We start from the raw sequence: 22,077 nt of genomic DNA, 5'->3' as shown, positions 1-22,077 counted from the left end.
TGTCCAGTGCGATCAGGCCGAGGGAGTGGACAGATGAAAGTTATCATTTGCGGGGCCGGGCAGGTTGGCTGGCAGATTGCCAAGCATCTGTCGGGCGAGCGCAACGACGTGACCGTGGTGGACAAGGACGCCGATCTGGTGCGCCGGGCCACCGATACCCTGGATGTGCAGGGGATCGTCGGGTTCGCGTCCTACCCCGATATTCTTGACCGGGCCGGGGCGCGGGATGCGGATATGGTGATTGCCGCCACCCACAGCGACGAGGTGAACATGGTCACCTGTCAGGTGGCGCACTCGGTGTTTTCGGTCCCGCGCAAGATCGCGCGGCTGCGCTCGCAAAGTTACCTTACCGCGATTTATTCCGATCTGTACCGGCGCGATCACATGCCGATCGACGTGGTGATTTCCCCCGAGCGCGAGGTGGCCGAGGCGGCCCTGCGCCGTCTGGCGGCCCCCGTCGCCTTTGACACGCAGAGCTTTCTGGGCGGGCAGACCCAGCTTTTGGGGATCGCGCTGGATGCGGATTGCCCGGTTCTGAACACGCCCCTGCGCCAGTTGACCGATCTGTTTTCCACCCTGCGCGCCATCGTTGTGGGGGTGCGCCGCAAGGATGCGCTGTTCGCCCCTGTCGCGGGCGATCAATTGTTCGCCGACGATCAGATTTATGTGCTGTCCCACCGGGATGACGTAAACCGCACCCTTGAAATCTTTGGCAAAAGCTTTGCCAAACAGCATCGGGTGGTGATCGTTGGCGGTGGCAACGTGGGGCTTTCCGTGGCCTCGGCGCTGGAAAAGCGGACCGAGCGGGTGCGCGTCAAGGTGATTGAACGCTCGCGCGCCATTGCCGAACGGGCGGCGGACATGCTGGAGCGGACCATCGTTTTGCACGGTGACGGGTTGAACATGGAACTGTTGAACGAGGCCAGCATCGCCAAGGCCGACGCCGTTCTGGCCGTGACCGATGACGACAAGGTCAATGTTCTGGCGGCGGTGCGGGCCAAGGCGGCGGGCTGCAAGATGGCGATCTGTCTGGTGAATGACCCGACGCTGCAATCGCTTATGGGGCCGCTTGATATTGATGCCTTCATCAACCCGCGCTCTACCACGGTTTCCAGCATCCTGCGCCATATCCGGCAAGGCCGGGTGCGCGGGGTATATTCCATCGGCGATGCCGAGGCCGAGGTGATCGAGGCACAGGTGTTGTCCACCTCGCCCATCGCGGGGCAGTTGGTGCGCGATATTGCGTTCCCCGAGGGGGTTCTGGTGGGGGCCGTGCAAAAGGGCGATACCGTCGTCACACCCCAGGGCGGCACCCGGATCGAAGAGGGTGATCTGATCGTGCTGTTTGCCATGGCGGGCGATGTCCCCGAGGTAGAGCGGCTGTTTCAGGTCAGTATTGATTTCTTCTGATGCAAGGCCTTGTATCCCGCCTGCCGCTGATTGTCGTGCTTATGGGGTTCGCGGCCCTGGCCATGATCGTGCCCGCACTGCATGCCTATGCGGTAGAAGACATGCATGTGGCGCGGGCGTTCTTTTATTCCTGCATCCTGTTCATGATCATCACCGGGCTGGTGGGGTTTGCCACTGATGGCATGATCGTGCGGCGCCGTGCGCGGGGCTATCTGATTGCCCTGGTGTCGGCCTTTACCCTGATACCGGCGCTGATGGCGGTGCCGTTCTCCGAAAGCCTGGACAACACGACCTTTACCAGCGCGTGGTTTGAAATGGTGTCGAGCATGACAACCACCGGCGCCACGCTGTATGATCCGGCGCGCCTGCCCGATACGCTGCACCTGTGGCGGGCCATGGTCGGTTGGATGGGCGGGCTTTTGGTCTGGGTGTCGGCTGTGGCGCTGATTGCCCCGATGAACCTTGGCGGATTCGAGGTGCTGTCGGATGGCGGGATCGGTGACGGCACCAGCCCCGCCGCATCACAGATCACCCGGGTTGCCGACGGTTCGCAACGTCTGGTGCGGTTCACAGCGCGCCTCGGGCCAATCTATTGTGGCCTCACGTTGGTGTTGTGGATTGGCCTTTTGATGGCGGGCGAAACGCCTCTGGCGGCTGTTTGCCGGGCCATGTCAACGCTGGCCACCAGCGGAATCACCACCGGGCAGGGGGGCGATGGCGGCATGCCCGGGGAAATGCTGGTCTTTGTCTTTCTGTTTTTTGCCGTATCGCGCCGGACCTTTTCCAGCGAAGGCGCCGCGCGTGGGTTTGACCGGTTGCGCGGCGATCCCGAACTTCAGATGGGGCTGTTCTGCATCATCGCGCTACCGCTGTTTCTGTTCCTGCGCCATTGGGTCGCGGCCTATGAGATCGACGGCCAGATCAGCCCGGAACGTGCCGCACGCGCCCTTTGGGGGGCGGTGTTCACCACCCTTTCGTTTCTGACCACCACAGGTTTTGAAAGCGCCGATTGGGACACGGCCCAATTCTGGTCGGGGCTGGAAACGCCGGGGCTTGTGCTGATGGGGCTGGCGCTGATCGGCGGCGGGGTGGCCACCACGGCGGGGGTGAAACTGTTGCGGATCTATGCCCTTTACAAACACGGGGTGCGCGAGATGGAAAAGCTGGTCCATCCCACATCTGTCGGGGGGCCGGTACCGTGGCGCGGCGTATCCGGCGCAAGGGGGCCTATGTGGCATGGGTGTTTTTCATGCTGTTCGCGCTGTCGATCGCGCTGGTCATGGTGGCGCTGTCGCTGGCCGGGATCAATTTTGAAAACGCCACCGTTCTGACCATTGCCGCGCTGTCCACCACTGGCCCGCTTGTCACGCTGGCCCCGGCCGAACCGATCGCCATGGCCGACCTTGGCGGCGCTGCCCGGTTCATTTTTGCGGCGGCCATGGTGCTGGGGCGGATGGAAACCCTGGCGTTGATTGCCCTGCTGAACCCCGATTTCTGGCGCCGGTGACACGCCGGTTGCGCAGTTTTGCGCCCGGCTTCTATTTGCTCTGGATTCTCCGGTAAACCCGGATCATATTGGCATAGTTTGAAGATTGCCTGCTATTGTGGCGGGCCAAGAATAAAGGTTTGGACGGGGACATGGCTGGCGACAGACAGAATTTGCAAGACGCGTTTTTGAATCACGTACGGAAGACCAAGGTTCCGGTTACGATCTTTTTGATCAACGGTGTGAAATTACAGGGCGTTATCACCTGGTTTGATAATTTTTGCGTGCTTTTGCGCCGCGATGGCCAGTCGCAGCTTGTGTATAAACATGCGATTTCCACGATCATGCCGGCTTCGCCCATCAATCTGTATGACGGTGAAGAATAATCATGGATGAAACCGGTGTTCAGGCGATGCGCGCCTGGGTGCTGCATCCCGACATCAAATCCGACCGCGAGCCGGCGCGACCCTGACGTGGCGCTGGACGAGGCAACGGCGCTGGCCGCTGCCTTGCCCGATTTGGATGTGGTGGGCGGCGATGTGGTGCGCCTGCCCAAGGTGCAGCCCGGCATGTTGTTCGGCAAGGGCAAGATTGCCGAATTGAAAACGCGCCTGCACGACGCGGACATCGGCCTGGTTCTGATTGACGGGCCGGTGTCACCGGTACAGCAGCGCAACCTTGAAAAGGAATGGCAGGTCAAACTGTTGGACCGCACGGGGTTGATCCTTGAAATTTTTTCGGATCGCGCCCGCACCCGTGAAGGGGTGTTGCAGGTGGAAATGGCGGCGCTGTCCTATCAGCGCACCCGCCTTGTACGCGCCTGGACCCACCTTGAGCGGCAGCGCGGCGGGCTTGGTTTTGTCGGTGGTCCCGGCGAAACCCAGATCGAGGCCGACCGGCGCGCCATTGACGAACAATTGACCCGGCTGAAAAAACAACTGGCCAAGGTCGTAAAAACCCGCGAATTGCACCGCGCCGCACGGGCCAAGGTGCCGTTTCCCGTGGTCGCCCTGGTTGGCTATACCAACGCCGGAAAATCCACGCTGTTCAACCGGATGACCGGGGCGTCGGTGATGGCCGAGGATATGTTGTTTGCCACCCTCGATCCAACCATGCGGGGGGTTGAACTGCCTTCGGGCAAAAAGGTGATCCTGTCCGATACCGTCGGGTTCATTTCCGACCTGCCAACGCAGCTTGTGGCGGCATTCCGCGCCACGCTGGAGGAGGTGCTGGGCGCCGATCTGATCTGTCATGTCCGCGACATTGCCCATGCCAACACCGAGGAACAGGCCACCGACGTGCGCGCGATTCTGAAACAACTGGGCGTAGAGGACAACATTCCGCAGATCGAACTGTGGAACAAGATCGACGCCCTTGATCCCGATGCCCGCGATGCCCTGCACAGCCTTGCCGCGCGGCGCGACGATGTGCTGCCCGTGTCCGCCCTGACCGGCGCCGGGCTTGAGGTGTTCTATGAGGCGATTGCAGGCGCGCTGGATGACGAACGCAGCGCGCGCACCCTGTCGCTGACCTTTAGCGAAGGGCGCAAACGGGCCTGGTTGCATGAACAGGGCGTGGTCGAGGCGGAAACCCAGACCGATGAAGGGTTTACCCTGAATGTCCTGTGGACCCCGCGCCAGGAACACCAGTTCCGCAGCCTGTAACGCGCGGCGGCGTTACCCCGGCGTCGGGATGGTTTTCTTTGGCGTCGGATCGGCCTCGCGCGATTTGCGCATCAGCCACCAGGCGGTGGCGGAACACAGCAGGATGCCGACCATCAGCGGCACCGGCGTGCCATCAAAGGCCAGCCCGATCGGCACCGCGATCAGCACCGCCAGCACCGTGGAAACACCCCCCACGACCGAGGCGGCCATGCCCGCGATATGCCCCATGGGTTGCAGGGCCAGCGCGTTGAGATTGCCAAAGGTCAGCCCCGCCATACAGAACACCGACACCGCCCAAAGCACAAATGCGGGCAGTGCAAGCGCATCGGGCATCAGCCCCAACAGGTTGATCAGCACCAGCACGGTCGACAGCACCGTTTGCGTGGCATAGGCGGCAATGGCCAGACGGCGCATGCCCAGCCGCATGACCAGCCGCGCGTTCAGCAATGTGCCCGTGCCTGACAGCAGGGCGATACACATGAAGAACAGCGGAAAATTCTCGCGCAGATCGAAAGTGATATCAAACACCTGCTGGATTGAACTGAGCATCCCGAACATCTGACCCGACCCAAGGGTCAGCACCGCGATATAGATGCGCACCATCGGGTTTGAAAGCACCTCGATGAACGCGGCGCGCAGGGGGCCGGCGCGAAACGGGCGGCGCCGTTCACGGGGGAGGGTTTCAGGCTGTCGCGTGGTCATCCAACTGGCGGCAATGAGGGCGAAAATCACAAAGACGACAAAGATGGAGCGCCAGCCGAAAACGCCGATCACCAGGGAACCAAGAAACGGGGCAATGGCGGGAATCATGATAAAGATCATCATCACGAAAGACAGGATCTGTGCCATCCGCCGCCCTTCATAAAGGTCACGGATGATCGCCGCCGACACGATCCGCGGGCCAGAGGCGCCCAACCCCTGAACAAGGCGCGCCAGCAGCAGGGTTTCAAGGGTCGGGGCAAACAGCGCCGCAATGCTTCCCATGATATAGATGGCAAAGCCGGTCAGAATGGTCGCCTTGCGCCCCAATGTGTCGGACAATGGCCCGGAAACGAAGGTGCCCGCCCCCATGCCCAGCACAAAGGCGGTGACGATCAACTGGGCGTTGTTGGGGGCCTCGGGGGTGAGGCGGGCGGCGATTTCGGGCAGGACCGGCAGCATGGAATCGATGGAAAAGGCCACCGTCGCCATGGTCACCGCCATCAGCGCAATGAATTCGCCCTTTGAAAGGGCGCGTGTCGGCGCCCTCATTGCGTGCCCGTCATTTGCGCCGCGATGTCATCCAGCACGCTGAGCCAGAGATCGGTGGATTGCGCACCGGCCAGAACATGGCGGTTGCTCAACACGAAGGTCGGCACCCCGGTAACACCCCGTTCGCGGGTGTGCGCCTCGCGGGCGCGAATGTCGTCGATGTCGGCATCAGAGGCCAGAAGCCGTTCGATCAGGGTGCGATCAAGTTCGATCTTTTCCGCAATATCAAGCAGAACCCCCGTGTCACCAATATCGCGCCCCTCGCGGAAATACCCGTTCATCAGCGCGCTTTTCGCCGCTGTCTGGCGCCCCTCAAGCCCGGCCCAATGGATCAGGCGGTGGGCATTCAGGGTGTTGGGCGTGCGGGTGATTTTCGACCAGTCAATCTGAATGCCTGCCTGTTCGGCAGCCTTTTCAATTTGCGAATACACGCGGATGGCGCCGTCGCGCCCGCCAAATTTCGCCTCAAGATAGGCGCGCCGCTCCATCCCTTCGACCGGCATGTCGGGGTTGAGCTGAAACGGGTGCCATTCGATGTGGAACGGGTGATCGGGGCGTTGTTCAAGGGCGCGATCCAGCCACGTCTTGCCGATAAGGCACCACGGGCAGATCGGATCGGAAATGATGTCGAGCTTTACAGTGGTCATGGCGATTCCTTTCAGATGTGCAGGGGACAGGGGCAGAGGCATCGCCATTGCGCGTCTTGGACCGCTCAGCCTATAACCCGGCTATGGAAAAGAGCCAACCTTCGATCATCAAGCTGGCGCGCAGCGACGGCAGCACCGAAACGGCACACCCGGTTGATCTGGGCGCCCGGGTGCGCGATCTGCGCCGGGCGCGCGACTGGACGCTGGAACAGGCGGCGCGACAGGCCGGGATGGCCCGCTCGACCCTGAGCAAGATCGAAAACGGTCAGATGTCGCCCACCTATGACGCGCTCAAGAAACTGGCGCGGGGGCTGGAAATTTCGGTGCCGCAACTGTTCACGCCGCCCCGGGGCGAAAAGGTGAACGGGCGCATGGCGGTGACGCTGAACGGGCAGGGGGCCGGTCATGCGACCACCACCTATGAGCACGAGCTGTTGGCCGGGGTGCTGACGAAAAAGCGGATGCTGCCCTATCGCGCGACGATCCGGGCGCGCAGCCTTGAGGAATTCGACGGCTGGGTGCGCCACGACGGCGAGGAATTTCTGTATGTCCTCACCGGCACGATCCGGCTGTGTTCGGAATTTTATGAACCGGTCGAGATGTGTCGCGGCGACAGCGCCTATTACGATGCGACCATGGGGCATAACGTGATTTCAACCAGCGTCGACGATGCGACGATCCTTTGGGTCACGTCGCTGGAATAAGCGTGGCGTGATCCGGCGGCGCGGCCCGTTGGGCCGCACGACATGTTTGGCTGGCGCCCGTGGCCAGGGTTGCGCGGTCAATGCGTCGCACACCTTGGTTGAGGGGGCGGTTATTTGGCGTTCTCATCCCACCACCAGATGTCTGGCTGAAACCCCTGCCAATCGCCATAAATCGGGATGGTTTCTGGATATTTCAACTGTTTGGCATGGGCCAGATGGGACACCGGATTGAACCAGATCGGGATCACATAGCGCCCCGAGGTCAGCACCCGGTCAAGCGCCCGGGTGGCATTGACGAAACCATCGTGATCGGGGGCGTTCAGCATTGCGTCAATCATCGCTTCGGCGGCGGGGCTTTTCATGCCCATCCAGTTGCGCGATCCTTCGGTATCGGCGGCCTTTGCCCCCCAATACAGTAATTGTTCGTTGCCCGGAGACAGCGACAGCCCGCGAATGTAATAGGCCATGCCAAAATCGAAACGGTTGGTGCGTTCCTTGTATTGGGCGCTGTCCACGGCGGTGATTGTCGGCGTAATCCCCATGCGGCTGAGCGCCGAGGCGTAAAGATCAATGATCTGTTGCGGTTCGTTCGCCCCCTGATTGAGCAGGATTTCAAAGGTGAACGGGCGCCCCTGGGCATCTTTCATCTGGCCGTTCTGAATGGTCCAGCCGGCCTTTGCCATCAGATCGATCGCATGGGCGACGTTTTTGCGGTTACGTTCAGATCCGTCCCCCTCAGGCAGGGTATAACCATCAATGGCACCGGGCAGCAGGCTTTCGGCATAGGGGGCCAGAAGATCGCGCACGGGGGCGGGGGCCGGCCCTGGTTTCATTCCCAGTTCCGAGTTGGAGAAATACGAGGTGATGCGGGGATTGGCGCCACCGTTCAGGGTTTGGTTGATGAATTTGAAATTGAACGCCTGAATCAGCGCCTCGCGCACGCGCCAATCGGCAAACACTGGATTGCGGGTGTTCATCACCAGCCCCTGAATGCCCGAGGGGCGATGGTGCGGAATATCGGATTTCACCACATCGCCCGACTGAACGGCGGGGAAATCATATTGGGTTTTCCATTTCTCGGCGTTGGTTTCGCGCATGGTGTTCAGAAGACCGCCCTTGAACGCCTCGAACATGGCGGTGCCATCGCCAAAGAACTCCATCCGCACCTCATCAAGGTTGTTGGTGCCCTTGCGGAATGGCAGATCAGCGCCCCAATAATCGGGGTTGCGTTTCAACAGCACAAAACGGCCCGGATCAAAATCGGCGATCACATAAGGCGCGCTGCCGATGGGGACATCATCAATCCCGCTGGCGGCGAAATCCTTGCCCTCCCATTGGGCCTTTTTCAGGATTGGGCGCATTCCCATGAGCAGGGCAAGTTCGCGGTCCGGCACGTTGAAGGTGAATTTGACCGAACGGGGGCCGGTCTGTTCCATTTTGGCGACCTTGGCCCATGTCCCGGCATAGCGCGGGTGGCCGATGGTGCCGAGGGTCTCATAGCTCCACATCACGTCTTCCACGGTGACCGGGGTGCCGTCGGAAAATTTCGCCGCTGGGTTGAGTGTGAATTCCACCCATGTGCGGTCGGGATCGGTTTCAACCGATTCGGCCAGAAGCCCATAGAGCGTGAAGGGTTCGTCATAACTGCGCCCCATGAGGGTTTCGAACGCAAGGAACTGAAGCTGCCAGGGGGTGGTGCCCTTGAGGATGAACGGGTTGAGGGAATCGAAACTGCCCACCTCGCCCTGAACGATGCGCCCGCCCTTGGGGGCATCGGCGTTCACAAAAGGCAGAGACACAAAATCCGGTGGGTTGGCAGGTTCGCCATACATAGCGATGCCATGTTTCGGTTCCGCATGGGCCAGACCGGCGGCAAGAGTGGCAACAAGGGCAAGGCCCGTATTGCGCAGGAAGTGGAAACGATGAATGCTCATCTTCGGGTTTGTCCTTTCGGTCCCTGATTATTTGCACCGACCGTAAGGGGGTATTCCTGTGCTTTCAAACTTTTAGCTTGGATGCCGCAGCGGAATTAGGTATAACAGTGTCACTGCTCGATAGGTTTCTTGCCTGTATGAAACCTGCCTCAATAACTCAACGCCCGCCTTGTGCGGGCGTTTTTTTTCGTTTGATCCGGCAGGTTTGTTCGGTGTTCTGAACCTATGGCGCAGAGGGCAGCAAGTTTAAAAACCCTTTAACACAAGAGCATTTGCCCGATTTTCGGGTATGGCGCCCGATGCCTGCGATGGTGGTGACGGCGGCGCTCAATGATCGGGGAACCGCGCGTCAGCGCGCTGCGCAACTGCCTGATATGGCGGCGAATCGCCTTTTGCGTGCAGGCAGCGGTTCACAATCTGTTGCGCCCCCATGGTCATTGCCGCAATGCCCGCTAGGATGCGCGAAATCACCGTCACCCAGGAGTCGACATGCAACTTAAAGGTAAAACCGCCATCATCACCGGCAGCAATTCTGGCATCGGCCTGGGGATTGCCCATGAGATTGCCAAACTGGGCGCGGATGTGGTGCTGAACTCATACACCGACCGCGAGGAAGACCACGCTCTGGCCGCAGAGCTTGCCGCAGAGCACGGTGTGAGCGCGCGCTATATCGCGGCGGATCTGTCCAGGGGCGATGCCGCCCGCCGGTTGATCGAAGAGGCAGGCACCTGCGATATTCTGATCAACAACGCCGGCATTCAACATGTCGCCCCGATCGAGGATTTTCCCACCGAAAAATGGGACGCGATCATCGCGATATGTCTGAGTGCGGCGTTCCACACCAGCGCCGTGGCGGTGCCGATGATGCGCAAGGCCGGCTGGGGCAGGGTGATCAACATCGCATCCGCCCATGGATTGCGCGCCCATGCGTTCAAATCCGCCTATGTTTCGGCCAAGCACGGGATTGTCGGGTTGACCAAGACCGTGGCCATGGAAACCGCCGAACAACCGATCACCTGCAACGCCATCTGCCCCGGTTATGTGATGACACCGCTTGTGGATAAACAGGTTGTAGACCTGATGAACAGCAAGGGGTTGGACCGCGAAACGGTTGAGCGTGACCTTATTCTGGATCGCCAGCCGTCGAAAACCTTTGCCACCATCGATCAGATCGCCGGCACCGCCGCGTTTCTGTGCAGCGCCGCCGCCGATCAGATCACCGGCACGGAAATCAGCGTCGATGGCGGCTGGACGGCAAGCTAGGATGGTGACACGCGTTAACCTTGCGCTTCAGGGCGGGGGCGCCCATGGCGCGTTCACCTGGGGCGTGCTTGATCGCATCCTTGAGGACGACGATATCGAAATCGCGGGCATTTCCGGCACCTCTGCGGGGGCGTTGAATGGCGTCGCGCTCAAGGCCGGGATGATTGCCGGGGGGCGACAGGGGGCGCGCGACAATCTCAACTGGCTCTGGGGGCAGGTGAGCGGGGTCAACGATATGGGGGTGGCCGACTGGGCTCGCCTCGCTCGCGCCGCCAACCCAGATGTTCAGCGCGATGATGGAGTCTTCGCCCGCCTATCTCATGACCGAGGCGGCCACCGGTGTTGCCAGCCCCTATTCCCTGGGGCCGGGGTTGGAAAACCCTCTGCGCCGAATCGTGGATCAGTTTCACTTTGGACATGTCTGCGCCGGTGAAGGCCCTGAATTGTTTGTCGGGGCCACCAATGTGCGCACGGGCAAGATCAAGGTGTTCAGTGGCGCGGAAATCACCACCGATGCGATCCTTGCCTCGGCCTGTTTGCCAACGATGTTCCGCGCGGTTGAAATTGATGGCGCGGCCTATTGGGATGGCGGCTATACTGGCAACCCGGCGCTGTTTCCGCTGTACGAAACCCGGTTTCCCGATGACATCATCGTGGTGAACATCAACCCGATTGAACGTGCCGCGATCCCGGTAACGCCCCAGCAGATCGTCAACCGGATCAACGAGATCAGCTTTAACACGTCCTTGCTGCGCGAACTGCGCGCGGTGCATTTCGTTCAGGAATTGCTGGATGCGGGCAAGATGCCGCCGGGGGCGATGAAACGGGTTCTGATCCATATGATCGCGGATGATGCGTTGATGAACGATTTGGGGGTGGCGACAAAAACCATCGCCACGCCGGTTATCCTGTCACGCCTTCACCGGGCCGGGCGCCGTGCCGCAGATCAGTTTCTGGGCACCCACAGGGGCAACCTGGGCCGGATCGGCACCGTCGATCTGGAAAAGATGTTCGGCTGACGTCTGCGGTGTTATTCCGCTGCGCGTTCGGACAGAACAAGCGGCGGAACAACCTTGGGGGTCGGGTAAACAAGGCCGGCGGAAATCACCAGTTTCGCCGCATCCTCGACGCTCATGTCCAGCTCGATCACCTCGCTGCGGGGCACGAACAGCAAAAAGCCCGATGTCGGATTTGGCGTGGTGGGCAAAAACACCGAAACCTTACCCTGATCGGCGGGGATGCGGGCGGCGATTTCCCCCTTGGCAGCCGTCGAAACAAAAGCGATGGCCCAGATTCCGCGCCGGGGATATTCAACCAGACAGGCCTTGTCAAAGGATGTGTCAGTCTGGGCGAATACGGTTTCCGCGATCTGTTTCAACCCGTTATAGACCGATCTTACCACCGGCATCCGATCAACCAACCCTTCGCCCCAACGGATAAGCGACCGCCCGATCAACCCTTTGGCAAGCCAGCCGACAACGATGGTAAAGACCAGAAATATAAGCACCCCGGCACCACGCAGATTGATACCGATATAGGTGGCCGGTTTGAACTGATGCGGCACGAATGGCAGCACCCAGCCATCAATCCAGCCGATAACGGACCAGATCAGCCAGATGGTCAGGCCGATCGGGGCAATCACCACCAGACCGGTCAGGAAACTGCCTCGCAGGCTCCCGAAAATCGAGCGGCGCCGCTTGCTGTCGGGGTCGTCGTTATGTCCGGGTGCCATCTTTTACCATTATCGCCGCTGTCGTGAATATCTAGGCATTCCGCGGTGATCCTGCAACATTATGATCCCTTTTGTGCCGCGCCCACCCGCACAACGCCGATGTCCCGGGCGATCTCCGCCGCCAACCGGGCATTGTTCAGCACCAGTGCGATATTGGCCCGCAATGAACGCCCCTCGGTCAGCTCGAATATCCGTGCCAAAAGAAACGGCGTGACGGATTTTGACCCGATGCCTTGTTCTTCGGCCTCGGCCACAGCCTGTGCAATAACCGGCGCCAGGTCGCCAGACGGAATTTCTTCGGCAACCGGAATCGGATTGGCAACCATCTGCCCGCCAGGCACGCCCATGCGCCCGCGAATGACATGGGCGGCGGCGATATCGGCGGCACTGTCCATGCGCAGGGGTGCGGTCAGCCCTGAATCCCGTGACCAGAAGGCGGGAAAGGCATCCTGCCCATACGCGATGACCGGCACGCCAAGGGTTTCCAACACCTCCAGCGTCTTGGGGATATCGAGAATGGCCTTGGCCCCGGCCGCCACAACCGTCACAGCGGTCTGGGCCAGTTCGTGCAAGTCGGCAGAAATATCAAACGTGGTTTCCGCACCGCGATGCACGCCGCCAATACCGCCCGTGGCGAACACCTCGATCCCGGCGAGGCGCGCGGCAATCATCGTGGCGGCAACGGTGGTGGCTCCGGTGCCCCGGGTTGCCACACAGGCGGCCAGATCGGCACGTGACAGTTTGGCCACCGACTGCGCCTGTCCAAGGGCCGTCAGGCTCGCTCTCGCTCAACCCGACGTGGATCACCCCGGCAATCACCGCGATGGTGGCCGGAACGGCCCTCGCATCACGAACGGTCTGTTCCACCAGCATCGCCGTTTCCACATTCTGCGGATAGGGCATCCCATGGGTGATGATCGTACTTTCCAGCGCAACAATGGGCAGACGACCGTCGCGGGCCTCTTGAACTTCGGGCGAAAAACGCAGGGGAAACGACATCATTCAGATCCTTTGGAAATATAGTCAGCAGCGGCAGTCAGGGCCGCATGCAGGGCATCCTGAGGCACAGCCCCAGACAGATCGGCGGCCATATGGGCCGCCATAAACGTATCGCCCGCGCCGGTGACACGGGCAACGGTCACAGCGGGCGGCATGGCCGACAACAGACCGTGCGGTCCGGCCTCGGCCACCGCCGCGGCGCCGTTCGTGACCAACACCCGGTGGGCGCCCCGCGCGATCAGCGCCGCAGCGGCCGTGGGGGTATCGGTGAACACGGCTTGGGTCAGCAACCCGGCCTCTTCGAGGTTTACATAAAAGGTGGCGCGTGGATGAGCAAACAGCCCCGCCAATCGCTCGGCCTTGCCGGGCGAGGCAGGGGCAACCCGCAAATCAGCAGCAGCAAACAGCGGGTCGCGCGCGATCCGTGCCAGCAGCCCAACGGTCAGATTGCCATCCAGCGCGATCATCCCGCCATAGGGCAGGGCGCAAGTGCCAAGGCGCCCATCCCCCAGCGCAGTCAGGATTTCACCACCCGCCGCCTCCAGTGAATGAGCATCGGCAATGGCGGCAACCAATCCGCCCACGCTTTCAATCGCCATATAGCGGTCGGTGGGCAAACCGCCGGAACGATAGATGAAATCCGTCATGATCCCCAGCGCCGCGCTCGCGGCAATCAGTTCGTCCCCCTCGGCGTCACGCCCCACGGCGCTCAGCACTGCCGGGGTCAAGCCGAACCGGCGCAGGGTCATGGCGATATTCATTGCCACCCCACCGGGAATTCGCGCAATGCGTCCCGGCACGTCAGACCCCACCCGCATGGGCGCGGGGGTGAGCCCGATGATGTCCCACAGGACCGAACCGATACAGAGGATGTCAGGGCGTGTCATGGCCCGTGTTGTGAAGCAGCCCGAGGCAGGGCGCAAGATGGCAGATGACGCTAAACATGAGTATTTGGATCAGTAAAAAGTTCAGAAATCACTATCTGTCTGGCGTCTTTTTACTGAAACAAATACTCCCGCCGGAGGCATCCGACGCTTTCGGCCCTCACAGCCCTTGCACATGGCACGCAACCGGTGTATCGCGCCCCCACTTCACAGGTGGGGCTTGGGCCGGTCGGGGAGACATCCCGCATCGGTCCGCCGGTTGAGCAATTGCTCTGATGGCCCTGCCGAGGCGCAAACCGGAAAAGGAAAATGGACATGGCGCTCCCCGATTTCTCACTGCGTCAGCTTCTTGAAGCTGGCGTTCACTATGGTCACCAGACACAGCGCTGGAACCCGCGGATGCAGCAATTCATCTATGGCGACCGTAACGGCATCCACATTCTCGACCTGACACAGACCGTTCCGATGCTGGATCAGGCCCTGAAGGTGATCCGCGATACTGTGGCCAAGAACGGTCGTATTCTGTTCGTGGGCACCAAGCGCCAGGCGCAAAAGCCGGTCGCCGAGGCTGCCGAAAAATGCGCGCAGTATTACATGAATCACCGCTGGCTGGGCGGCACGCTCACCAACTGGAAAACCGTTTCCCAGTCGATCAACCGTCTGAAGATGATCGACGAGAAAATGGAGCAGGGCGCCGATGGTCTGACCAAGCGCGAGCGTCTGAGCATGGAGCGTGACCAGACCAAGCTGAACGCCAGCCTGGGCGGGATCCGTGAAATGGGCGGTGTTCCTGATCTGCTGTTCGTGATCGACGTGAACAAGGAAGATCTGGCCATCGCCGAGGCGAAAAAACTGGGTATTCCGGTTGTTGCCGTGGTTGATTCCAACTGCTCGCCCGATGGCATCGACTATATCATTCCCGGCAATGACGATGCTGCCCGTGCGATCGCGCTGTATTGCGATCTGGCGGCCCGCGCCGCCTTGGATGGCATGTCGGCACAGATGAGCGCCGCCGGCGTTGACATGGGCGCCATGGAAGAGGCCGCCGTGGAGGAAGTGCTTGCCGAACAGCAGGAAGCGGCAACCGCCGAAAGCTGAGCGAAAGCAAGCGATACGGGCCTGTGGCGCATGGTGCCACAGGCCCGATACCGGGCCGGGCCACGCCCCCGCTGATGAACAACCGACAATTCGAGGAGCCAGGGAAATGGCAATCACCGCTGCACAAGTGAAAGAACTGCGCGACACCACAGGTGCCGGCATGATGGACGCCAAAAAGGCGCTGACCGAAAACGATGGCGACATGGAAGCCGCCGTTGACTGGCTGCGCACCAAGGGTCTGGCCAAGGCTGCCAAGAAATCAGGCCGCACCGCTGCCGAGGGTCTTGTGGCTGTCAAGGTGGAGGGTGGCAAAGGGATCGCCGTTGAGGTGAACTCGGAAACCGATTTCGTCGGCAAGAACGCCGAGTTTCAGAAAATGGTTAGCGATATCGCTGATGTGGCCCTGACCGTGGACAATGTTGACGCATTGAAAGCCGCTGAAATCAACGGCAAGCCTGTCGACACTCTGATCACCGACGCCATCGCCAAAATTGGCGAAAACATGTCAGTGCGTCGCATGTCGACCCTGGCCGGTGAAACTGTCGTGTCCTATGTGCACAACGCCGCCGCGCCCGGCATGGGCAAGATCGGCGTTCTGGTTGCGCTGAACGGCAACAACGAAGCCTTCGGCAAACAGGTTGCGATGCACATCGCCGCCACCAACCCGGCATCCCTGTCCGAGGCCGATCTTGACCCGGCCGTCGTGGACAAGGAAAAATCCGTGCAGATGGACATTGCCCGTGAAAGCGGCAAGCCCGAAGCGGTGATCGAAAAGATGATCGTGGGCCGGATGAAGAAATTCATGTCCGAAGTGACCCTGCTGAATCAGGCCTTTGTCGTGAATCCCGATCTGACGGTCGAGGCCGCCGCGAAAGAGGCGGGCGTGACCATCACCGGCTATGTGCGCCTGGAAGTGGGCGAAGGCATCGAAGTGGTGAAAGAGGATTTTGCCGCCGAAGTGGCCAAGGCTGCCAAGGGCTGATCCACCCGGTTTGACAATTTCCAAAGGCGCGCCCGCGAGGCGCGCCTTTTTCGTGTCCGGGCGCGGTGCCCCCGGTCCGCCCGAAATATTGAACGGACCGAAGGGCGGTTCCATGGCTCAAAATGCCACCACTCACGGAACGCCACAACTATTGCAGCTTATGGCGCGCGGGAAAAGTGGGAGGAACCCTACCTGACAGCCTTTGTCATCATCCTTGGGATAATGTATTTCTTATTCAGAGGGTTGTGAGCAGACCTTGCAGTGCTTTTTTGCGGGAACGATGCAGATGCGACGGGGCCTATGCACCTGATCTGATCAAGCCCCGAATTTTGACGGCCTTTTCGAAATGATCAAGCCTGTGGGTCTTGATCCACCATTCGGCCGCTTCCATCAGACACTCTGGGTCGTCATTTTTATTGGCAAAGAATGCATAGAATGACAGCCCCACAGTTTCACCCTTTTTGGCGATCTTGTCGTCGCATATCGCAATCGCCCTGGTTCTGAGGCTTGATCTCATCTTGGCTTTCTTTTTTGAAATCAGATATCTACACGTCAATATTAAGAAACTTCTTCGCGCAAGCGGATCGGAGTTTTCAACGCTCCAGAACAAAAATCTGATTCTGGAAGGACGCTTTCAGAACCGCCTGGGCGGTGGTTTCAACATCCAGCGCCTCGCGGGCCAGACGCAGGTGTTTTTCGACGGTTGCGGCAGTCAGGCCCATGATTTCGGCGGCGTCCTGGGTGGTTTTTCCGTCGCGCACCCATTCCAACGCCTCGCGCTGGCGCTTGGTCAAATGACGGGCCGGGGTGGAGTAGGGGAGCTGGATCAGCTTCAGATGCACTACGTTATTCATCACGGCGATGTCCCGCCCGTGAACACGCCAGACCTCTTCGACTTCGTCCTGGCTCATCCCGCGGCGGGCGGTCAGGGCGATGGCACCTTTGTTGCGGATCGACGCGTCACGAAAGCTGATCGAATAGCCGGCAGTGACACCGTGCGAGATATTGAATTCAACGACTTTTTTCTCACTCGCGGTCAGGCTGTCGGCGTTCTGCGCCCACCAGCCCCAACTGCATGCCCCATTGTTGCGCAGCGCCCAATGCACCATGGGGGCGTGAAAATACAAGCCACCCTTCAGAAACTTGTCGGCATAATCACTATCGTGGTTCGTCATGATCAGGAAATCTTCGCGGTCGCCAAACCCGGTGGCGGTGCGAAAGCGGGTGAACCCATAAAGCAGGCGATCAAACCCGTAAGTTTCCATCGTGTCACAATGCAGTTGCCAGACATCCTCGACCGATGTGGCCTCGATCACCTGTTCCAGATAGTCGATCATTGGGCCACCTCTGCCAAATGTCCCGCCATCGCGTTCAGGGCCAGATCGTACCCCCGCGGCCCAAACCCGCAAATGACGCCGACGGCAACCTTGGCGATATAGGATTGGTGGCGAAAGGGTTCGCGCCCATGAACGTTGGACAGGTGCAGTTCAATCGTTGGAATTTCGGCAGATGAAATGGCATCCATCAGGGCAATCGACGTGTGTGTATAGGCACCGGCGTTCAGGATCATGCCCTGATGTTTGCCCCGGGTTGCGTGGATCAGATCGATCATCACACCTTCATGGTTGGATTGCGCGAACTCCAGACCCAGCCCCAGCGCGCCAGCGGTGCTTTGGCATTGCTCTTCAATCTCGGCCAAGGTGGTGCGACCGTAGACCTCGGGTTGGCGTTGGCCCAGCAGGTTCAGGTTGGGACCGTTCAATATCAAGACCGAAGACATGTGCGTATTCCTTATCTGCACCATGCAATTAGCCGCCCATATGGCCTCGTGTCGACCCTTTGAAGCGACTTTTGTGAAAAAGCCCCAAGATCAACTGTTTTGACAGATCAGAGCGGCGCAGTGTTGGCGCAGTGTTATCTTACCGGAGCTTGCATGATGGCGTTAACAGAACGTCAATCGACATATATAAATTACATAATACTGATTATAAGTATTGTGGGGTGAGTCAAGGCACATTCTAAACTGGGTTGCGAAATTTCCCCTATCTTGCTGGAAAGCAAGGAGAATGAAAGATGGCGCATAGAGAGCTAAACCTGCGCGAACGGCGCACGATTGAAGATATGTTGAATGCGAAGATCCCTGTGCGAGAGATCGCGGCGGAGATCGGCAGGCATGTTTCGACGGTGTATCGAGATATCAAGCGCAATGGCTACACCGATGAGGAACTGCCGGAACTGAACGGATACTACGGCGTGGTTGCGCAGCGGACTGCGATCCAAAGACGTGTGCGACGGCGCAAGCTGGTGCGGCTTGTTGGCCTGCGCAAAGCCGTGATCAAGCAGCTCAAAGAAGGTTGGTCGCCGGAACAGATTGCGGGCCGACTGCAATTTGAAGATCAAACCGTGCGTGTCAGCCACGAGACGATCTACGCCTATGTTTACGGTCCTGATGGCCAGTCCAGAGAACTTGCACGCTACCTGCCAAACCGACGTAAAAAACGGCGCCCGCACCATTCGCGTAGGCCCCGTGGCCTTGTATTCCCGCCGGATCGGTCAATCCATGAACGGCCTGATTACGTTGACACCCGCCAGACTTTTGGCGAATGGGAGGGTGATTTGATGATCTTTGAACGCGCTCAAGGCAAGATGAACGTCGCCTCACTGGTCGAGCGCAAGACTCGCTTTGCCGTCCTGTTCCGCAACAACGACCGCAGCACAACACAGCTGATGAACCGACTCATGGGCGTGATGGAACCCCTGCCCCAACCGGCCCGCAAATCCATCACATTCGATCGTGGGATCGAGTTTAGGAACTGGCGCAAGCTGAAGCCAGGGATCGGAACAGAAGCTTGGTTCTGTGATCCACAGGCACCTTGGCAGAAGGGTTCGGTTGAAAATCTGAACAAGCGGGCAAGACGCTACTTACCACGGGATGCGCCTGTGGCCGCGCTCTCAAATCGAGATATGAAGTCGATTTGTGATCGCTTGAACGGCACGCCCAGAAAGTGTCTTGGCTGGCGCACACCAACGGAAGCCTTCAGGGAAGAACTGATGAAACTGAGATAGCGGAAACCGTCGCAACGACACTTGAGAATCCATAAAATTGGCCGCTTTCACGTTACCCAAGCGCGTATCCCGCCCCGCGCACGGTGCGCAGCGGATCTGCACCGCCGTGTTGGCACAGCGCCTTGCGCAGCCGTCCGATGTGAACATCGACCGTCCGGCTGTCCACATAGATGTCGCGCCCCCAAACCCGGTCGAGCAATTGTTCCCGGCTCCAGACGCGGCCCGGTTTTTCCATGAACGTCGACAACAGCCGAAATTCGGTCGGCCCCAGCTTCAGCAGTTTTTCTGCCCGCGTCACCCGATGGGTTTCAGCGTCCAGCGTGATATCTTCATAATCCAACCGTTGCCCCACCGCCGCAGGACGTGTGCGGCGCAGCTGGGTGCGCACCCGTGCCATCAGTTCGACCACTGAATACGGTTTGACCATATAATCGTCGGCGCCGGTTTCCAGGCCGCGCACCTTGTCCAGCTCTTCGCTGCGCGCACTGAGCATGATGATCGGAATTGCGCGTGTTTCAGCGCGGGTTTTCAGGCGGCGGCACACTTCAATTCCCGACACGCCGGGCAGCATCCAATCCAGAACAATGACATCGGGCGCATCCTCTTGCACAAGCAAAAGCGCCTCGTCGCCGGATTCAGCGCGCGACACCGCGAACCCTTCGGCCTCAAGGTTATAGGCCAGAACCTCGCGCTGTGCGGGTTCATCCTCGACGACAAGAACACGGGGTAAATCAGCACTCATCGGCTCAGCCCTTCGGTTCGCTGACAAAGGGTGTGCGATCCTGTTTGTCGCGGGGGTCTTCGGGCACGTCGCCCGTCACCAGATAGATCACCTGTTCGGCAACCGAGGTCACATGATCGCCCATGCGTTCGATATTCTTGGCGATGAAATGCAGGTGCATACAGGCGGTGATATTGCGCGGATCTTCCATCATGTGGGTCAACAATTCACGGAACACCGCGTTATACATCTGGTCGATTTCGCGGTCGCGGTTGCGCACATCGGCGGCCAGTTCGATATCCTGCTGAATATAGGAATCAAGCGCGTCTTTCAGCATCTTTTCCACCTCGCGCGCCATACGGCGAATGGAGTGCGAGGCGCTGCCCACCTGTGGCATATCGGCCAGAACGCTGGTGCGTTTCGCCAGATTCTTGGCGTAATCGCCGCAGCGTTCCAGATTGGCACTGATTTTCATCACGCTCAGCACAATGCGCAGATCGCTGCCCATGGGCGCGCGCAAGGCAATGATGCGCGCCGCTTCTTCGTTGATGCTGATCTCAAGCGCGTCAATCACCTTGTCCCCTGCCCTGACCCTGGCCGCCAGGTCGGTGTCGCGATCCACAAGGGAATTGGCACTGTGCGCAATGGCCGATTCAACCAGCCCGCCCATTTTCATGATCTGCGCGGTGACACCTTCAAGATCGCGGTCAAAGGCGGATGCGACATGTTGATCCGTCATCGTTTCAGTCCCTTTTACCCGATGTGCCCGGAAATATAGCGTTCGGCACAGCCGTTCCGAGGATTGGTGAATGTCTGACGGGTTTCGCCCAATTCGACAAGGTTGCCACCGTTTGAAAATGCGGCGCGCGGGCCGGATCGTGCGTCAATTAACACCCTGTACCGATCATCGCGGATAAAGGCGAAAGAAATGTGATCGCCCCCCGAGAGAAAGGCGACCGCGTCGCAGCCAATAGCCACGGCGACCGCAGTGGTTTCAAGGCTACGTGGAAACGCCATAACGTCCCGGTACTAAGCTTTTGTGGCGGGGACATAAAAGATTTGCGACAATGTCCGAAAAGGCATTACGTCAAGGGCAGAAGAACCGAAAAGCGGCTCCCCTCGCCCGGAACACTGGAAATGCGCAGCCGTCCCCGGTGCCGGTTGACGATGTGTTTCACGATCGCCAGCCCCAGACCGGTGCCGCCCTTTTCACGTGATCGGTGGTTATCGATCCGGTAAAATCGCTGGGTCAGGCGGGGAATATGAAGCGGGTCAATCCCGTCGCCACGGTCCACCACATCAATGCGGACGGCGCCCGTGCGCATGGAGGGGTCGCGCTCCAACACCCGGGCCTCAAGAGTTATAACATTGCCCGAAGAACCATATTTCGCAGCGTTTTCGATGAGGTTGGTAAAGACCTGGCGCAACTGATCGGCGTCCCCGACGATATCGGGCAAATCGCTAACCCCGGTCAAACGCAGGGTCATGTCCTGTTGTTCGACCACCGGGGTCAGCGACAGCATGACGGTGTGCAACACTTCACCCAAACGCACGTTTTGGGTGGGGCGCATCCGTTCTTCGCTTTCGACCCGGGACAGCGACAGAAGATCCTGCACCAAGCGGTTCATCCGCATCGCCTCGTGGGCCATGATGTTGAGAAATTTGTCGCGCGCGGTGGCATCGTTGCGCGCCGCGCCGCGCAGGGTTTCGATAAATCCGATCAGCGCGGTCAGCGGGGTGCGCAATTCATGGCTGACGTTGGCAACAAAATCGCGGCGCATCTGCCCGGCGTCGTGCATTGCGGTCGTATCTTCCAGACTGACCAGCACACCGGCGCCATCATCGGCCAAAAGCGGCGCCGCATGGGCCACCCAAAGCGTTTCGCGCGCCTCGGTGGTGCCGATGAAATTTGCCCGCGTCGGGCCGCCACCGCGCGCAACCGATTCGATCGCATCCAGAATCAGCGGCTGGCGCAATACGCCAACATAATGCCCCCCCAAAAGCGCCCCGCCCAACAAGGCGCGCGCAGCGTTATTGCTGACCGCGATCCGGCTTTCGTGATTCACAAAAAAGGTCGGCGTTTGTAACGCGTCCAATACCTGTTGGATACTTTCAATACGCATTTCGCAACGACCGCCCGTGATCTTGATGGCTCAAGGTGTCATACTTCCGCCGATTGCACCTTGATATATGAGTATTCGATTGAATGTGGTAACGATCGCGGTGTAATTTCTGC

At 59.7% G+C, this 22,077-nt stretch carries 19 protein-coding genes and 4 pseudogenes; 10 read left to right on the top strand and 13 right to left on the bottom strand.

The window, feature by feature from the left end:
- The first annotated feature begins 33 nt into the window (after positions 1–33).
- The 4 genes and pseudogenes from trkA (at position 34) to hflX (ending at position 4,560) form a co-directional block, all read left to right on the top strand.
- Positions 34–1,410 carry a Trk system potassium transporter TrkA gene (trkA, locus tag AC0L7P_RS11665; protein WP_473432932.1) on the top strand — a complete coding sequence of 459 codons (1,377 nt, stop codon included), beginning with the start codon at positions 34–36 and terminating at the stop codon, positions 1,408–1,410.
- Positions 1,410–2,917: pseudogene (locus AC0L7P_RS11660) on the top strand (TrkH family potassium uptake protein). The gene trkA and the pseudogene AC0L7P_RS11660 overlap by 1 nt, the downstream one beginning before the upstream one ends.
- A gap of 131 nt (positions 2,918–3,048) precedes the next feature.
- Positions 3,049–3,282, top strand: a complete 234-nt coding sequence (gene hfq / locus AC0L7P_RS11655; RefSeq protein WP_102107186.1) for an RNA chaperone Hfq — start codon at positions 3,049–3,051, stop codon at positions 3,280–3,282.
- A 2-nt stretch (positions 3,283–3,284) separates the two neighbouring features.
- Positions 3,285–4,560 (top strand): annotated as a pseudogene (gene hflX / locus AC0L7P_RS11650) (GTPase HflX).
- Positions 4,561–4,572: 12 nt separating this feature from the next.
- On the opposite strand, the gene AC0L7P_RS11645 reads toward hflX, so the two are convergent.
- Together AC0L7P_RS11645 and AC0L7P_RS11640 are read right to left on the bottom strand one after the other, a co-directional pair.
- Entirely contained in the window at positions 4,573–5,811 is a 1,239-nt protein-coding gene (locus AC0L7P_RS11645; RefSeq protein WP_473432931.1) for a multidrug effflux MFS transporter, read from the bottom strand.
- Positions 5,808–6,458 carry a DsbA family oxidoreductase gene (locus AC0L7P_RS11640; RefSeq protein ID WP_473432930.1) on the bottom strand — a complete coding sequence of 217 codons (651 nt, stop codon included), beginning with the start codon at positions 6,456–6,458 and terminating at the stop codon, positions 5,808–5,810. The genes AC0L7P_RS11645 and AC0L7P_RS11640 overlap by 4 nt, the downstream gene beginning before the upstream one ends.
- Before the next feature lie 83 nt (positions 6,459–6,541).
- Between AC0L7P_RS11640 and AC0L7P_RS11635 the strand changes: the two genes are divergently transcribed.
- Complete coding sequence (locus AC0L7P_RS11635; protein WP_473435447.1) at positions 6,542–7,162, top strand: helix-turn-helix domain-containing protein; 621 nt, start codon at positions 6,542–6,544, stop codon at positions 7,160–7,162.
- Positions 7,163–7,272: 110 nt separating this feature from the next.
- Here the strand turns inward: AC0L7P_RS11635 and AC0L7P_RS11630 are convergent, their stop codons facing one another.
- Positions 7,273–9,096 (bottom strand): extracellular solute-binding protein, encoded by a 1,824-nt coding sequence (locus AC0L7P_RS11630; RefSeq protein WP_473432929.1) that lies wholly within the window; start codon positions 9,094–9,096, stop codon positions 7,273–7,275.
- A 489-nt stretch (positions 9,097–9,585) separates the two neighbouring features.
- On the opposite strand from AC0L7P_RS11630, the gene AC0L7P_RS11625 reads away from it, so the two are divergent.
- The gene (locus AC0L7P_RS11625) at positions 9,586–10,359 is read left to right on the top strand and encodes a 3-hydroxybutyrate dehydrogenase (RefSeq protein WP_473432928.1); all 774 of its coding nucleotides are present in this window, start codon (positions 9,586–9,588) and stop codon (positions 10,357–10,359) included.
- Between the two features lies 1 nt (position 10,360).
- Positions 10,361–11,378, top strand: a pseudogene (locus AC0L7P_RS11620) (patatin-like phospholipase family protein).
- An 11-nt stretch (positions 11,379–11,389) separates the two neighbouring features.
- On the opposite strand, the gene AC0L7P_RS11615 reads toward AC0L7P_RS11620, so the two are convergent.
- From AC0L7P_RS11615 to AC0L7P_RS11605, 3 genes and pseudogenes are all read right to left on the bottom strand, one after another.
- Positions 11,390–12,091 carry a DUF502 domain-containing protein gene (locus AC0L7P_RS11615; protein ID WP_473432927.1) on the bottom strand — a complete coding sequence of 234 codons (702 nt, stop codon included), beginning with the start codon at positions 12,089–12,091 and terminating at the stop codon, positions 11,390–11,392.
- A 59-nt stretch (positions 12,092–12,150) separates the two neighbouring features.
- Positions 12,151–13,090 (bottom strand): annotated as a pseudogene (locus AC0L7P_RS11610) (pseudouridine-5'-phosphate glycosidase).
- The gene (locus AC0L7P_RS11605; protein ID WP_473432926.1) at positions 13,090–13,977 is read right to left on the bottom strand and encodes a PfkB family carbohydrate kinase; all 888 of its coding nucleotides are present in this window, start codon (positions 13,975–13,977) and stop codon (positions 13,090–13,092) included. Before AC0L7P_RS11605 ends, AC0L7P_RS11610 begins: the two are co-directional and overlap by 1 nt.
- Positions 13,978–14,289: 312 nt before the next feature.
- Here AC0L7P_RS11605 and rpsB point away from each other — a divergent pair, with 312 nt between their 5' ends.
- On the top strand, positions 14,290–15,072 hold the full coding sequence (gene rpsB, locus AC0L7P_RS11600) for a 30S ribosomal protein S2 (protein WP_473432925.1): 783 nt from the start codon (positions 14,290–14,292) through the stop codon (positions 15,070–15,072).
- Between the two features lie 106 nt (positions 15,073–15,178).
- Positions 15,179–16,054: a translation elongation factor Ts gene (gene tsf / locus AC0L7P_RS11595; protein ID WP_473432924.1), complete on the top strand. Its 876-nt coding sequence runs from the start codon at positions 15,179–15,181 to the stop codon at positions 16,052–16,054.
- A 298-nt stretch (positions 16,055–16,352) separates the two neighbouring features.
- Here the strand turns inward: tsf and AC0L7P_RS11590 are convergent, their stop codons facing one another.
- The 3 genes from AC0L7P_RS11590 to aroQ all read right to left on the bottom strand — a co-directional run bounded on the left by AC0L7P_RS11590 (position 16,353) and on the right by aroQ (position 17,834).
- Positions 16,353–16,571 (bottom strand): DUF6500 family protein, encoded by a 219-nt coding sequence (locus tag AC0L7P_RS11590; RefSeq protein WP_473432923.1) that lies wholly within the window; start codon positions 16,569–16,571, stop codon positions 16,353–16,355.
- Between the two features lie 76 nt (positions 16,572–16,647).
- Positions 16,648–17,391, bottom strand: coding sequence for a helix-turn-helix transcriptional regulator (locus AC0L7P_RS11585; protein ID WP_473432922.1), 744 nt, complete (start codon positions 17,389–17,391; stop codon positions 16,648–16,650).
- Complete coding sequence (gene aroQ / locus AC0L7P_RS11580) at positions 17,388–17,834, bottom strand: type II 3-dehydroquinate dehydratase (RefSeq protein ID WP_473432921.1); 447 nt, start codon at positions 17,832–17,834, stop codon at positions 17,388–17,390. Before aroQ ends, AC0L7P_RS11585 begins: the two co-directional genes overlap by 4 nt.
- A 293-nt stretch (positions 17,835–18,127) precedes the next feature.
- Between aroQ and AC0L7P_RS11575 the strand changes: the two genes are divergently transcribed.
- Positions 18,128–19,120 carry an IS30 family transposase gene (locus AC0L7P_RS11575; protein ID WP_473432920.1) on the top strand — a complete coding sequence of 331 codons (993 nt, stop codon included), beginning with the start codon at positions 18,128–18,130 and terminating at the stop codon, positions 19,118–19,120.
- A 52-nt stretch (positions 19,121–19,172) separates the two neighbouring features.
- Here the strand turns inward: AC0L7P_RS11575 and phoB are convergent, their stop codons facing one another.
- The 4 genes from phoB to AC0L7P_RS11555 all read right to left on the bottom strand — a co-directional run bounded on the left by phoB (position 19,173) and on the right by AC0L7P_RS11555 (position 21,964).
- Positions 19,173–19,862 carry a phosphate regulon transcriptional regulator PhoB gene (phoB, locus tag AC0L7P_RS11570; protein ID WP_473432919.1) on the bottom strand — a complete coding sequence of 230 codons (690 nt, stop codon included), beginning with the start codon at positions 19,860–19,862 and terminating at the stop codon, positions 19,173–19,175.
- Positions 19,863–19,866: 4 nt separating this feature from the next.
- On the bottom strand, positions 19,867–20,580 hold the full coding sequence (gene phoU, locus AC0L7P_RS11565) for a phosphate signaling complex protein PhoU (protein ID WP_473432918.1): 714 nt from the start codon (positions 20,578–20,580) through the stop codon (positions 19,867–19,869).
- 14 nt (positions 20,581–20,594) lie between these two features.
- A complete protein-coding gene (locus AC0L7P_RS11560) occupies positions 20,595–20,858 on the bottom strand; it encodes a hypothetical protein (RefSeq protein WP_473432917.1) in 264 nt (87 codons plus the stop codon).
- Positions 20,859–20,923: 65 nt separating this feature from the next.
- Positions 20,924–21,964 carry a sensor histidine kinase gene (locus tag AC0L7P_RS11555; protein ID WP_473432916.1) on the bottom strand — a complete coding sequence of 347 codons (1,041 nt, stop codon included), beginning with the start codon at positions 21,962–21,964 and terminating at the stop codon, positions 20,924–20,926.
- Between the last annotated feature and the right edge of the window lie 113 nt (positions 21,965–22,077).

The sequence above is a fragment of the Oceaniglobus sp. K40-3 genome, assembly GCF_055808395.1.
This window is presented reverse-complemented; position numbering and strand designations above follow the sequence as displayed.